We start from the raw sequence: 12,415 nt of genomic DNA, 5'->3' as shown, positions 1-12,415 counted from the left end.
CATCCAAAAATCAAAGTCGTTCCTTGGTGTAGGAAGGCCGGTCCATGTCCACGATCTCCACGCTCAGCTGCACCAGCACCCCGGCGGGTCGCGGCACGAGGCGGCGCAGCACGGCGGCGATGCGCTCGGAGAAGTCCTGCTTGGCCTCGGGCGTGCGGCCCGACAGCAGGCGCAGCTGCGCGTGCACGAAGGCGCGCTCCTGCGGCGCCGTGCCGATGGCGTAGCTGCCATGCACCACGCAGCGGCTCTTGAGGTCGGCCTCGTCGGCGATCTCGGGGCTGGCGGTGACGGCCTGGTTCAGCGCGGTCAGCACCTGGGCCTCGGGAAAGCCGGCCAGGTTGGCGGAGTATTCGATGGTGAGGTGGGGCATCTCGGTATTCCTTTGGGTTGCGTTGCGTCGCAGCCTATGCACCCGGCGCGGCCCAGGCCAGCGGCCGCCGTGCAAGGGCCGTCCCGCCGCACTGGCGGCGTCCCCCTTCCCGGCGGTAGCCGAGAGAAGGGGGAAGGCGCGCAGCGCCACAGGGGGTTGTCATTCTTGCTGCGTGGGGACATGGTCGCGCAGTTCGGTCTGGCGGTTGTTGGCGTCCACGAACACGAGCTGCGGGCGGTGCGCGGCCACGTCGGCCTCGGGCACCTGGGCGAAGGCGGCGATGATGAGCAGGTCGCCCACCGAGGCGCGGCGCGCGGCCGAGCCGTTCACCGAAATCATGCCGCTGCCGCGCTGGCCCTTGATGGCGTAGGTGATGAAACGCTCGCCGTTGTTGATGTTCCAGATGTGCACCTGCTCGTTCTCGCAGATGTTGGCGGCGTCGAGCAGGTCCTCGTCGATGGCGCAGGAGCCCTCGTAGTGCAGCTCGCAGTGCGTGGCGGCCACGCGGTGGATCTTGGATTTGAGCAGGGTGCGGTACATGGCGGTGTCCTTCAATGGTTGACGGGGGGCACGAGGATGGTCGGCGCGGCGGGCGCGGCCAGGTCGGGATAGTCGCGGCTGTAGTGCAGGCCGCGGCTCTCGCGCCGCATCTGCGCCGAGCGCACGATCAGGTCGGCCACCTGCACCAGGTTGCGCAGCTCCAGCAGGTCGCGCGTGATGTGGAAGTGGGAATAGAACTCGTGGATCTCGGCCGTGAGCATGGCGATGCGGTGCGCCGCGCGCTCCAGGCGCTTGTTGGTGCGCACGATGCCCACGTAATCCCACATGAAGCGGCGCAGCTCGTCCCAGTTGTGCGAGATGACCACGGACTCGTCGGCGTCGGTGACGCGGCTATCGTCCCAGCGCGGCAGCGCCGGGATCTGGGTGCGTGGCGCGGCGGCGATGTGCTGCGCGGCCGCGCGGGCGAACACCATGCATTCGAGCAGCGAGTTGCTGGCCAGGCGGTTGGCGCCGTGCAGGCCGGTGCAGGCCACCTCGCCCACGGCATAGAGGCCGGGCAGGTCGGTGCGGCCTGACAGGTCGGTGAGCACGCCGCCGCAGGTGAAGTGCGCCGTGGGCACCACGGGGATGGGTTCCTTGGTGATGTCGATGCCCAGCTCGGCGCAGTAGGCCAGGATGTTGGGGAAATGCTCGCGCAGGAACTCCGGGCTCTGGTGCGAGATGTCCAGGTGCACGCAGTCCAGGCCGCGCTTCTTCATCTCGAAGTCGATGGCGCGCGCCACCACGTCGCGTGGCGCCAGTTCGGCGCGCGCGTCGTGCTCGGGCATGAAGCGCGTGCCGTCGGGCAGCAGCAGCTTGCCGCCCTCGCCGCGCACCGCCTCGCTGATGAGGAAGGACTTGGCGCGCGGGTGGTACAGGCCGGTGGGGTGGAACTGGATGAACTCCATGTTGCCCACGCGGCAGCCGGCGCGCCAGGCGGCGGCGATGCCGTCGCCGGTGGCGGTGTCGGGGTTGGTGGTGTAGAGGTAGACCTTGCCGGCGCCGCCCGTGGCCAGGATGGTCTGCGGCGCGCGGAAGGTGACCACCTCGTCGCTGGCCGCGTCGAGTGCGTACAGGCCCAGGCAGCGCTGGCCCGCCAGGCCCAGCTTGCGGCTGGTGATCAGGTCCACCAGCGTGTGGTGCTCGAACACCGTGATGCCCGGCGTGGCGCGCACCACGTCCATCAGCGTCTTCTGCACGGCCGCGCCCGTGGCGTCGGTCACGTGGGCGATGCGGCGCGCGCTGTGGCCGCCCTCGCGCGTGAGGTGCAGTTCCTCGCCTTCCAGCGTGAACGGCACGCCCAGCCCGCGCAGCCAGCCGATGGCCTCGGGCGCGTTCTCCACCACGAAGCGCGTGGTGGCCAGGTCGCACAGGCCGGCGCCGGCCACCTGGGTGTCCTGGATGTGCGCGGCGAAGCTGTCGTCGTCGGCCAGCACGGCGGCGATGCCGCCCTGGGCCCAGCCGCTGGAGCCGTCCTGCAGCTCGCGCTTGGTGATCACGGCCACGCGGTGCGTGGGCGCCAGGTGCAGGGCGGCGGAGAGGCCGGCCAGGCCGCTGCCCACAATCAGAACGTCGAAATCGTGCGATGCCATGGGTGTCGGTGGAGTAAGGGTTGCGGGTGCCGGGCCGCCATGGGCCCGGCGGTTCAGGCCGGCGTATAGGCCAGCCGGACGTAAATCGGGGCGAAGGCCTCGGCCTGGGTGATCTCGATGAGCGTTTCCTTGGCCAGCTCCAGCAGCGCGATGAAGGTGACCACGAGCACGGTGGAGCCCTTCTCGGGGTCGAACAGCGTCTCGAATTCCACGAAGCGCTGCCCCTGCAGCGCCTTGAGCACTTGGCTCATGTATTCGCGCACGCTCAGTTCCTCGCGCGTGATCTTGTGGTGCTGCACGAGCTTGGCGCGCTTGAGGATGTCGCGCCAGGCGTCCTGCAGGTCCAGCACATGCACGTCGGGAAAGCGCGGCTGCAGGCTCTGCTCGATATAGACCTGCGCGCGCAGGAAGTCGCGCCCGTACTGCGGCAGGTTGCCCAGCTGCTGCGCGGCGAGCTTCATCTGCTCGTATTCGAGCAGGCGGCGCACCAGTTCGGCGCGCGGGTCCTCGGCCTCCTCGCCGCCTTCCTGCTTCTTGGGCGGCAGCAGCATGCGCGACTTGATCTCGATGAGCATCGCCGCCATCAGCAGGTACTCGGCGGCCAGCTCCAGGTTGCGGCTGCGGATCTCTTCCACGTAGGCCAGGTACTGGCGCGTGAGCCCGGCCATCGGGATGTCGAGGATGTTGAAGTTCTGCTTGCGGATCAGGTAGAGCAGCAGGTCCAGCGGCCCCTCGAAGGCCTCCAGGAAGACCTCCAGCGCGTCGGGCGGGATATAGAGGTCGGTCGGCAGCGCGAACAGCGGCTCGCCGTACAGGCGCGCCAGCGCCACCTGGTCCACCACCTCGGGCATGGCTCCGGGCGCCGCCGGACCCAGGGCGGGGGGCAGGGCGTGGGCCTCGGCGTCGGTGGAGCTACCCATGGGTGCTTCTGAAATGATAGCTGCCAGCGCTCATATTCATTGCGCTGGAGGCTAATTCCATTGTTAATGCTTGTCGTTGTCCGTCTGGTAGACGTAAGGCTTCTGCGGCACGCGGGCGGCGCCGAATTCCTGCCAGAGGCTGCGGTCCACCTGCTTGTCCCACAGCAGCGCGCGGCCGGCCTGCTGCTGGGCGTCCAGCTCGGGGCGTTGCTTCTTGAGCTGGTCGATGAACTGGGTGGCGTCGGAGGCGTAGTGGGGGCGGGCGAAGATGGACATGGGGTATTGGGCTAAGCTGTGGCGCAGGATTTTACCGGGGACCGCCATGCCACCTTCCAGAAGCCTTTTTGCCGCAGCCGCCATGGCGCTGGTCCTGCTGGCTGGCTGCGATCCGCAGCGCATCAGCGAGCTGGAGCCGGGCCGCTCCACCGAGGTGGATGTGCGCGACCGCTTCGGCGTACCCGACAACGTCTGGGACGCGGGCGGCGGCGTGCGCACCTTCGAATACAACCGCCAGCCCGCCGGGCAGACCAACTACATGATCGACATCGGCGCCGACGGTCGCCTCGTGGCGGTGCGCCAGGTGCTCACGCCCGAGAACTTCGCGCGCATCCAGGGCGGCATGGACATGGCCGAGGTGCGCCGTCTGCTGGGCAAGCCCGCCAAGGTCACGCCATTCGACCTGAAGCAGGAGATCCACCACGACTGGCGCTACCTCGACGGCCCGAACACGCCCATGGTGTTCACCGTGGTGACCGACCGTGGCATGAGGGTGCTCCGTACCGAATCGGGCCCGGATCCGGCCGCGCCCCAGAACGCGGGAGGGGGACGCTGACGGCTGGTGTCGGGCAGCCAGTTGGTGTTTTGCCCGGGCGCAGGTGGGCATGGTGCGGGTCGCCATGGGCCTTGGGGTCAGGTCCCGACAAGGTCCGGCCACTACACTGACGCGGCTACCGGATGATACGTACCCCCTCCATGCCGTTTTCCCCCGCCTTCCGCCCCCGACTGCTCGACGCCCTGCGCGGCTACACGCGCGGCCGCGCCCTGGCCGATATGGGCGCGGGCCTCACCGTGGGCATCGTGGCGCTGCCGCTGGCCATGGCCTTCGCCATCGCCAGCGGGCTCAAGCCCGAGGCCGGGCTGTGGACGGCCATCATCGGCGGCTTCCTGGTGGCGCTGCTGGGCGGCACCAATGTGCAGATCGGCGGGCCGGCCGGGGCCTTCATCGTCATCGTCTACGGCATCGTCGAGCGCCACGGCGTGGCCAACCTGCTCATCGCCACGGCCTGCGCGGGCGTGCTGCTGTTCCTGCTCGGGCTGTTCCGGCTCGGCAACCTGGTGCGCTTCGTGCCGGTGAGCATCGTCATCGGCTTCACCAACGGCATCGCCGTGCTCATCGCCCTGTCGCAGGTGAAGGACTGGCTGGGCCTGGAGATCGCCAAGATGCCGGGCAACTTCTTCTCGCAGATCCACATCCTGAGCCAGCACATCGGCACGGTGAACCCGCATGCGCTGATGCTCGGCGCGCTGTGCCTGTTCGGGCTGTTCCTGTGGCCGCGCCTGTTCATGCACGGTTCCCCCGTGCTGCGCATCGCCGAGGGCCACACCGTGCGCTCGTTCGCGCGCGTGCCGGCGCCCGTGGTGGCGCTGGTCTCGCTCACGCTGCTGGCCCACTGGCTCGACTACCCGGTGGAGACCATCGGCTCGCGCTTCGGCAGCATCCCGCAGCAGGCACCGGCGTTCGCGCTGCCCGATTTTTCATGGGACAGCGTGCGCCTGCTGGTCACGCCCACGCTCACCATCGCGCTGTTGGGCGCGATCGAGTCGCTCTTGTGCGCGCGCGTGGCCGACCAGCTCGCCACCGACCCGCATGTGCGCAAGCACGACCCCAACCAGGAGCTGATGGCCCAGGGCGTGGCTAACCTCGTGGTGCCGTTCTTCGGCGGCATGCCGGTCACCGGCACCATCGCGCGCACCGTGACCAACCTGCGCGCGGGCGCCACCACGCCCGTCGCGGGCATGGTGCATGCGGTGGTGCTGGCGCTCATCGTGCTGCTGGCCGCGCCGCTGGCCCTGCACATTCCGCTGGCCGTGCTGGCGGGCATCCTGCTGTATGTCGCCTGGAACATGGGCGAGTGGCATGAATTCGTGCGCCTCAAGCACTTCAGCAACCACTACCGCCTGCTGATGCTGGGCACCTTCTTCCTCACCGTGGTGTTCGACCTCACGGTGGCCGTGGAGGTGGGGCTGGTGCTGGCCTGCGTGCTGTTCGTGCGCCGCATGAGCGCGCTGTTCCGCGCCGATCCGCTGCCGCCGACGGAAGACGAAGGCGCTCCGCCACGTCTGGCCTGGCGCCTGCACGGCGCGCTGTTCTTCGGCGCCGCCGCCAAGATCGATCCGCTGGTGCAGGCCGTCGAGGCCGCGCCCACGGGCGTGGCGGTGGAGCTGGACATGCGCGACCTGTTCGCGCTCGACACCACGGGCCTCGAAGGGCTGGAGCAGATCCTCAAGGCCGTGGGTCAGCGTGGGGGCGTTCTGCGCGTGACGCACCCGCAAGAGCAGCCGCGCTCGCTCATGGAGCGCTCGGGCTTCAGCGCCCGGCTGGCGGCGCAGGATGCTGCTGCCAGTCCCCCGGCGAGCGCCCCGTCCAGCGCCGGAACGCCCGGTTGAAGGCGCTGGCCTCCGAAAACCCCAGCCGCCGCGCGATGCGCACGAAGGGCTCGCCCCCACCCGCCACCGCCGTGCAGGCCAGCGCGCGGCGCACGCCGTCCACCAGATCGGCATAGTGCCCGCCCTCGGCGCGCAGGCGCCGGGCGAAGGCGCGCTCGCCCAGTCCGAACTGCCGCGCCGCCTCGGCCCGGTCGGGCACGCGCCCGTCGAGCGCGACCACCAGCCACTGCTCGACCCGGCTGCGCAGCGGCGCCGACACCGACAGCGCCGCGAGCTGCGTGGAGGCATGGGCGCGGTGCAGGCTGGCCAGCTCGGCGTCGGCCTGGGGCAGGGGCGCGTCGAGTTCGGCGTTGTCGAGCAGCAGGCCGTTGAAGGCCTGCTCGAACTGCACTTCGGCCGCGAACACCTCGGCGTAGGCGGCTTGGGGGCCTATCTGGCGGTGGCTGAACTGCACACGGCGCGGCCGCACGGCCCGGCCCGTGACCCAGCGGCTGAAGGCCACGGTGGCCGCCAGCGCCGCCTCGACCTGGTGCGGGCTGAAGGCCAGGCTGCCCTGCTGTGGGTGGTAGACCACCCAGCTCTGGCGCTCGCCGGCCAGGATCTGGAAGCGCCCCCCGTCGCTGATGAGGCGCTGGTACTGCTGCACCACGCCGATGCCGGCGCGCAGCGTGGCCGAGGACAGCATGATGTAGCTCACCACGTTGAAGCTGCCCGGCCCCACGGTGCGCCCAGCCTGCAGGCCGAAGGCCGGGTCGCCTGTGAGTTCGGCCGCCGCGCGCCACAGCCGCGTGATGTCGTCGATGGGCCAGCGCGGCTCGGTCAGGCGCGCCGGCGGCAGGCCCGCGCGGGCCAGCAACTGCTCGCGCGTGATGCCGTGGCGCTCGGCCGCGGCCACCACGGTGTGGACCCAGCTCATGGCCACGCTGGGCTCTGAAGTCAACATGCCTGGTCTCCAAAGTCAAGGCTCTGGCGATCATAAGACGCTATCGTCCAGCCCATAGAGAACCAGACAGGTTCCACGACAAGGAGACAAAAACCATGGGAGCACAGCACCATGACGTGGTGATCGTCGGCGGCGGCCTGGCCGGCATCGTCACCGCGCTCGAAGCCCTGCGCGCGGGCCAGTCCGTCGCGCTGGTGGACCGCGAAACGCCCGAGCGCCTGGGCGGCCTGGCCCTGTGGGCCTTCGGCGGCATGGCCCTGGTGGGCACGCCGCTGCAAGCACGCATGAAGATCCCCGACACGCCCGAGACCGCGCTGCGCGACTGGGTGCGCTTTGGCGAACTCGACGCCGACGACACGCTGGCGCTGCAGTGGGCGCGCCACTACGTGGAGCATTCCCGCGCCCAGGTCTACGACTGGCTGCTGGGCGAGGGCGTGAAGTTCATGCCCGCCGTGAACTGGGTGGAGCGTGGGCGCTTTGGCGACGGCAACAGCGTGCCGCGCTACCACGTCGTCTGGGGCACCTCGCGCGAGCTCACGCGCCGCATGATCGCCGCGATGCGCGCGGCCGGCGAGGCGGGCAAGGGGCGGCTCACGCTGCTGCACCGCCACCGCGCCACCGCGCTCGACCTGCAGAAGGGCCGCGCCTCGGGCGTGCTGGCGGTGAACGAGGACACCGGCGCCGAGGTGCGGCTCCAGGCCCCCGTGGTGGTGCTGGCCATGGGCGGCATCAACGGCGGCCACGAACAGACCCGCGCCAACTGGCCGAAGGACCGCGCCATCCCGGCCTCCATGCTCAACGGCGCCCACCCCTACGCCGACGGCCAGATGCACCACTGGGTGGCCGAGGCGCTGGGCGCACGCATCACCCGCGCGGGCGAGATGTGGAACTACGCCGCCGGCTTTCCGCACCCGTTCCCGCACTTCGAGGGCCATGGCCTGTCCACCATCCCCTGCAAGTCGGCGCTGTGGCTGGACCACCAGGGCCGGCGCATCGGCCCCGAGCCGCTGGTCACCGGCTTCGACACCCACTGGCTGTGCCAGCGCGTGGCCGAGCAGGAGCAGCCCTGGACCTGGCACTTGCTGAACTGGCGCATCGCGGCCAAGGAATTCGCCATCTCGGGCGCCGAGCACAACCAGCGCATCCGCGACATGCAGTTCCCCGCGTTCCTCAAGGAAACGCTGCTGGGCAACCACCGCCTCGTCAAGCAGATGGCGGCCGAAAGCAAGCATTTCCTGGTGGACGACACGCTGGCCGGCCTGGCCGCCAGGATGAACCAGCTCACCGGCACGCAGGACGTGCGGCCCGAGGTACTGCAAGCCACGGCCGATGCCTTCGACGCCAATTTCGCCCACGGCGCCAAGCTGCACAACGACGACCAGATCCGCCGCATCCTGCACGCGCGCCAGTGGGGCCCCGACAAGCTGCGCACCTGCGCGCCCGCGCCGCTGCAGCAACGCGGCGCGGGGCCGTACATCGCCATCCAGATGCAGCTCATCACGCGCAAGAGCCTGGGCGGTTTGCGCACCGACCTGGCGAGCCGCGTGCTCGATGGCAACGACCAGCCCATTCCCGGCCTGTACTGCGTGGGCGAGGCGGCGGGCTTTGGCGGCGGTGGCGCCAGCGGCAAGCGCTCGCTGGAGGGCACCTTCCTGCCCGGCTGCATCCTCACGGGCCGGGCGGCGGCGCGGCACTTCAGCGCCGCCTGACAGGTCGGCACACCCCGCGCCGGTCCGTACCGCCGCCGGCGCCATGACACCCGTCCAGAAAGCAACGCGATGAGCACCAATCCCCCCATGGCCGACCTGGCGCCACACATTCCGGCCCCGCTGCGCGACTGCTTCGCCGCGCAGCGCGCCGCCTTTGCTAAAAACCGCGCCCCCAGCCTGGCCGAGCGCCGCGCCGACCTGCGTGCCCTGCACCGCCTGCTGGTGGACAACCGCGAGGCGCTGGTCGAGGCCGTGAACCAGGATTTCGGCTGCCGCAGCCGCTTCGAGACCCTGATGACCGAGCTGCTGCAAGGCCAGGAGGCGGCGCGGGACGCCATTCGCCAGTTGCCGCGCTGGATGAAACGGCAAAGGCGCCCGCTCGACATCACCCAGTACCCGCTGGCCAGCGCCTGGGTGCAGCCGCAGCCGCTGGGCGTGGTTGGCATCGTCGTGCCGTGGAACTTCCCCATCGCCATGGCCGTGCAGCCCATGATCGGCGCGCTGGCGGCGGGCAACCGGGTGATGGTGAAGATGTCGGAAAACTCCGCCCACCTGGCGCGCCTGCTGCAAGGCCTGCTGCCGCGCTACTTCGCGGCCGATAAGGTGAGCGTGTTTGCCGATGCGGACGCCGGGCCGGGGCAGTCGCTGGGCCCGCTGTTCACGCAACTGCCGTTCAACCACCTGTTCTTCACCGGTTCGCCGCAGACCGGCAAGGCGGTGATGGCCAACTGCGCCGCCCACCTCACGCCCGTGACGCTGGAGCTGGGCGGCAAGTCGCCGGCCATCGTCGCGCCCGACTACCCGCTGGAGAAGGCCGCCGAGCGCATCCTGTGGGTCAAGATGCTCAACGCCGGGCAGATCTGCACCAACGTGGACTACCTGTTCCTGCCCGAAGGCCAGGAGCAGGATTTCATCGCCCACGCGCAGCGCACCGTGGCACGGCGCTACCCGCAGCTGACGAATGGCGACTACACCGCCATCATCGACCAGCGCCAGTACGACCGCCTGCAGGCCATGCTGGCGGATGCCATCGCCCAGGGCGCGCAGGCCATCCCCCTGTGCCCCGGCCAGCAGGGCGACGCGGCGCGGCGCATCATGCCGCCCGTTGCGCTGCTGGGCGTGCACGACGGCATGCAGGTGATGCAGCGCGAGATCTTCGGCCCGCTGCTGCCCATCCGCGGCTACAAGAGCAAGGAAGAGGTGGTGCAGTACGTCAACGACCGGCCCCACCCGCTGGCGCTGTACCTGTTCAGCCACGAGCGCGGCCTGCAGGACTACTACCTGGGCCAAACCCTGTCGGGTGGCGTGACGCTCAATGACACGCTGCTGCACGCCGGCCAGCACCACCTGCCGTTTGGCGGCGTGGGCGCCAGCGGCATGGGGCATTACCACGGGCGCGAGGGCTTCCTGACCTTCTCCAAGCTGCGCCCGGTGTTCCGCCAGGGGCCGCTGCACACGGTCGATTTCCTCCTGCCGCCCTATGCCGGGCTGGCGGGCAAGGTGCTCGACGTGATGCTCTGGCGCAGCCGCTGAGCGCGCCGCCACCCACCGCACAACCCAAGGAGACAAGCCATGCAAGGGGATTTGGTGTCGAGCGTGCTGCTGCCGCTCATCCTGGCGTTCATCATGTTCTCGCTCGGTCTGGGCCTCACGCCGGCCGACTTCCGCCGCATCCTGGCGCAGCCGCGCGCGCTGCTGGTGGGCGTGGCCTGCCACTTCGTGCTGCTGCCGCTGGCCTGCTACCTCATGCTCACGCTGCTGGGCATGGGCGGCGTGTTCGCCGTGGGCTTCATGGTCCTGGCGGCCTGCCCCACGGGCAGCACCTCCAACCTGCTGACCTACCTGGCGCGCGGCGACGTGGCGCTGGCGCTGAGCTTCACCGCCGTGGCCAGCGTGCTCACCATCTTCACGCTGCCGCTCATCGTCACCTGGGCGCTGGGCCACTTTCTCGGCGCGGCGCGCGCCGTGGATGTGCCCGTGGGCCAGATGATGGGCCAGGTGGCCCTGGTGCTGGGCGTGCCGGTGAGCCTGGGCATGGCGGCGCGCCACCGCTGGACGGCCTGGGCGCTGCGCTTCGAGCCGCGCGCGACCCGGGTGGCCACGGTGCTGTTCGTGCTCATCGTGGTGCTGGCCGTGGCCAAGAACTGGGCGCTGCTGCGCGACAACTTCACGACCCTGGCGCCGTTCGCCGTGGTGCTCAACGTCAGCATGCTGGCCCTGGGCTTCGCCGTGGCCTGGCTGGCGCGGCTGTCCTACCGCCAGTCGGTCACGCTGGGCATCGAGACGGCGGTGCAGAACGCGGCGCTGTCGCTGGTGATCGCCAGCACCGTGCTCAAGGACGACGCCATGGCCATCCCGGGTGCGCTGTATGGCGTGCTGATGTACGCCGGCGGCCTGGTGTTCGCCCTGGCGATGCGGCGCTTCGGCCGTGGCCGCGCCCCGGAGGCCGTCCATGCTGCCTGAGCTGCGCTACCCCTCCACGGCGCAGGACTGGCGCCGCCTCGCCGAGCGGCGCCTGCCGCGCTTCCTGTTCGACTACGTGGATGGCGGCGCCGGCGACGAGCGCACGCTGGCGGCCAACGTGGAGGACTTCGCCGCCGTGCGCCTGCGCCAGCGTGTGCTGGTGGATGTGGACCGCGTCGATACCTCGGCCCCGCTCGCCGGCCAGCGCTGCAGCCTGCCGCTGGCGCTCGCGCCCATCGGCCTGGCCGGCATGGTGGCGCGCCGAGGCGAGGCCCAGGCCGCGCGCGCGGCGCATGCGGCGGGCGTGCCGTTCACGCTGTCCACCGTGGGCATCTGCCCGCTGGCCGAGGTGCGGGCCGCCGCACCGGCGCCGTTCTGGTTCCAGCTCTACATGCTGCGCGACCGCGGCGCCGTGCGCGCGCTGCTTGACCGCGCCTGGGACGCCGGCTGCCGCACCCTGGTCTTTACCGTGGACCTGCCGCTGACCGGCATGCGCCACCGCGACATCCGCCACGGCATGGCGGCCCAGGGCGCGCGGCCGGCGCTCATCAAGGCGCTGCAGGTGCTGGCGCGCCCGGGCTGGCTGGCCGACGTGGCGGTGCAGGGCAAGCCGCTGCTGTTCGGCAACCTCGCCGAGCAGGTGCCCGGCGCGCGCGATCTCAACGCCTTCAAGGCCTGGGTGGACGCGCAGTTCGATCCCAGTGTCACCTGGAAAGACATCGAATGGCTGCGCGGCCACTGGAAGGGCCGGCTGCTACTCAAGGGCATCCTCGACGTGGAGGACGCGCGCTCCGCCGTGGCCGTGGGCGCGGATGGCATCGTTGTTTCCAACCATGGCGGGCGCCAGCTCGACGCGGTGGCCTCGTCCGTATCCAAGCTGCCCGCCATCGCCCGGGCCGTGGGCGGGCAGACCGAGGTGCTGGTGGACGGCGGCGTGCGCAGCGGCGTGGACCTCTTCAAGGCCCTGGCGCTGGGCGCGCGCGGCGTGCTCATTGGCCGGCCCTGGGTCTGGGCGCTGGCGGGCGGCGGAGAGGCTGGCGTGCGCAGCCTGCTCGCCACGCTGCAGCGCGAACTGCTGCTGGCCATGACGCTGGCCGGCGTGACCCGCATCGCCGACATCGGCCCCGGCCACCTCGACGCGGATTGATAGGAAAAACGGCTGCAGCGATTACCTGTCAAGCGCCAGCAGCTATACATACAGTAGCAAGGAG

General features: G+C 70.5%; 12 protein-coding genes. 6 read left to right on the top strand and 6 right to left on the bottom strand.

What is annotated here, in order from left to right; genetic code table 11:
* Positions 1-10: 10 nt before the first annotated feature.
* From D8S75_RS11875 to D8S75_RS11855, 5 genes are all read right to left on the bottom strand, one after another.
* Positions 11-370, bottom strand: coding sequence for a 5-carboxymethyl-2-hydroxymuconate Delta-isomerase (locus tag D8S75_RS11875; protein ID WP_119966547.1), 360 nt, complete (start codon positions 368-370; stop codon positions 11-13).
* 159 nt (positions 371-529) lie between these two features.
* Entirely contained in the window at positions 530-910 is a 381-nt protein-coding gene (panD, locus tag D8S75_RS11870) for an aspartate 1-decarboxylase (RefSeq protein ID WP_119966546.1), read from the bottom strand.
* Positions 911-921: 11 nt separating this feature from the next.
* Positions 922-2,502, bottom strand: a complete 1,581-nt coding sequence (nadB, locus tag D8S75_RS11865; RefSeq protein ID WP_119966545.1) for an L-aspartate oxidase — start codon at positions 2,500-2,502, stop codon at positions 922-924.
* A gap of 53 nt (positions 2,503-2,555) precedes the next feature.
* Entirely contained in the window at positions 2,556-3,353 is a 798-nt protein-coding gene (locus D8S75_RS11860; protein ID WP_119966610.1) for a segregation and condensation protein A, read from the bottom strand.
* A 132-nt stretch (positions 3,354-3,485) separates the two neighbouring features.
* Positions 3,486-3,698, bottom strand: coding sequence for a DUF3460 family protein (locus tag D8S75_RS11855; RefSeq protein ID WP_119966609.1), 213 nt, complete (start codon positions 3,696-3,698; stop codon positions 3,486-3,488).
* 46 nt (positions 3,699-3,744) lie between these two features.
* On the opposite strand from D8S75_RS11855, the gene D8S75_RS11850 reads away from it, so the two are divergent.
* Together D8S75_RS11850 and D8S75_RS11845 are read left to right on the top strand one after the other, a co-directional pair.
* Positions 3,745-4,254 carry an outer membrane protein assembly factor BamE gene (locus tag D8S75_RS11850; protein WP_119966544.1) on the top strand — a complete coding sequence of 170 codons (510 nt, stop codon included), beginning with the start codon at positions 3,745-3,747 and terminating at the stop codon, positions 4,252-4,254.
* Positions 4,255-4,394: 140 nt separating this feature from the next.
* A complete protein-coding gene (locus D8S75_RS11845; protein ID WP_119966543.1) occupies positions 4,395-6,089 on the top strand; it encodes a SulP family inorganic anion transporter in 1,695 nt (564 codons plus the stop codon).
* On the opposite strand, the gene D8S75_RS11840 is transcribed toward D8S75_RS11845, so the two are convergent.
* Positions 6,010-7,032: an AraC family transcriptional regulator gene (locus D8S75_RS11840; RefSeq protein WP_232829030.1), complete on the bottom strand. Its 1,023-nt coding sequence runs from the start codon at positions 7,030-7,032 to the stop codon at positions 6,010-6,012. The genes D8S75_RS11845 and D8S75_RS11840 overlap by 80 nt on opposite strands.
* A 95-nt stretch (positions 7,033-7,127) precedes the next feature.
* Between D8S75_RS11840 and D8S75_RS11835 the strand changes: the two genes are divergently transcribed.
* The 4 genes from D8S75_RS11835 (at position 7,128) to D8S75_RS11820 (ending at position 12,351) form a co-directional block, all read left to right on the top strand.
* Positions 7,128-8,741, top strand: a complete 1,614-nt coding sequence (locus D8S75_RS11835) for an FAD-binding protein (RefSeq protein ID WP_119966542.1) — start codon at positions 7,128-7,130, stop codon at positions 8,739-8,741.
* Positions 8,742-8,810: 69 nt separating this feature from the next.
* Positions 8,811-10,274, top strand: a complete 1,464-nt coding sequence (locus tag D8S75_RS11830; RefSeq protein WP_198673195.1) for a coniferyl aldehyde dehydrogenase — start codon at positions 8,811-8,813, stop codon at positions 10,272-10,274.
* A gap of 39 nt (positions 10,275-10,313) precedes the next feature.
* On the top strand, positions 10,314-11,204 hold the full coding sequence (locus tag D8S75_RS11825) for a bile acid:sodium symporter family protein (protein ID WP_119966541.1): 891 nt from the start codon (positions 10,314-10,316) through the stop codon (positions 11,202-11,204).
* Complete coding sequence (locus D8S75_RS11820; RefSeq protein WP_119966540.1) at positions 11,194-12,351, top strand: L-lactate dehydrogenase; 1,158 nt, start codon at positions 11,194-11,196, stop codon at positions 12,349-12,351. Before D8S75_RS11825 ends, D8S75_RS11820 begins: the two co-directional genes overlap by 11 nt.
* Positions 12,352-12,415 lie beyond the last annotated feature (64 nt).

The sequence above is a fragment of the Simplicispira lacusdiani genome, assembly GCF_003604195.1.
GTDB classification, from domain to species: domain Bacteria; phylum Pseudomonadota; class Gammaproteobacteria; order Burkholderiales; family Burkholderiaceae_C; genus Simplicispira; species Simplicispira lacusdiani.
The sequence above is the reverse complement of the archived record's forward strand: the minus strand, read 5'-3'. Positions and strand labels throughout refer to the sequence as shown.

What these genes read in the sequence shown, in the direction of transcription:
- D8S75_RS11875 (WP_119966547.1), bottom strand. Translation starts at nt 370, where the DNA reads ATGCCCCACCTCACCATCGAATACTCCGCCAACCTGGCCGGCTTTCCC.
- panD (WP_119966546.1), bottom strand. Translation starts at nt 910, where the DNA reads ATGTACCGCACCCTGCTCAAATCCAAGATCCACCGCGTGGCCGCCACG.
- nadB (WP_119966545.1), bottom strand. Translation starts at nt 2,502, where the DNA reads ATGGCATCGCACGATTTCGACGTTCTGATTGTGGGCAGCGGCCTGGCC.
- D8S75_RS11860 (WP_119966610.1), bottom strand. Translation starts at nt 3,353, where the DNA reads ATGCCCGAGGTGGTGGACCAGGTGGCGCTGGCGCGCCTGTACGGCGAG.
- D8S75_RS11855 (WP_119966609.1), bottom strand. Translation starts at nt 3,698, where the DNA reads ATGTCCATCTTCGCCCGCCCCCACTACGCCTCCGACGCCACCCAGTTC.
- D8S75_RS11850 (WP_119966544.1), top strand. Translation starts at nt 3,745, where the DNA reads ATGCCACCTTCCAGAAGCCTTTTTGCCGCAGCCGCCATGGCGCTGGTC.
- D8S75_RS11845 (WP_119966543.1), top strand. Translation starts at nt 4,395, where the DNA reads ATGCCGTTTTCCCCCGCCTTCCGCCCCCGACTGCTCGACGCCCTGCGC.
- D8S75_RS11840 (WP_232829030.1), bottom strand. Translation starts at nt 7,032, where the DNA reads ATGTTGACTTCAGAGCCCAGCGTGGCCATGAGCTGGGTCCACACCGTG.
- D8S75_RS11835 (WP_119966542.1), top strand. Translation starts at nt 7,128, where the DNA reads ATGGGAGCACAGCACCATGACGTGGTGATCGTCGGCGGCGGCCTGGCC.
- D8S75_RS11830 (WP_198673195.1), top strand. Translation starts at nt 8,811, where the DNA reads ATGAGCACCAATCCCCCCATGGCCGACCTGGCGCCACACATTCCGGCC.
- D8S75_RS11825 (WP_119966541.1), top strand. Translation starts at nt 10,314, where the DNA reads ATGCAAGGGGATTTGGTGTCGAGCGTGCTGCTGCCGCTCATCCTGGCG.
- D8S75_RS11820 (WP_119966540.1), top strand. Translation starts at nt 11,194, where the DNA reads ATGCTGCCTGAGCTGCGCTACCCCTCCACGGCGCAGGACTGGCGCCGC.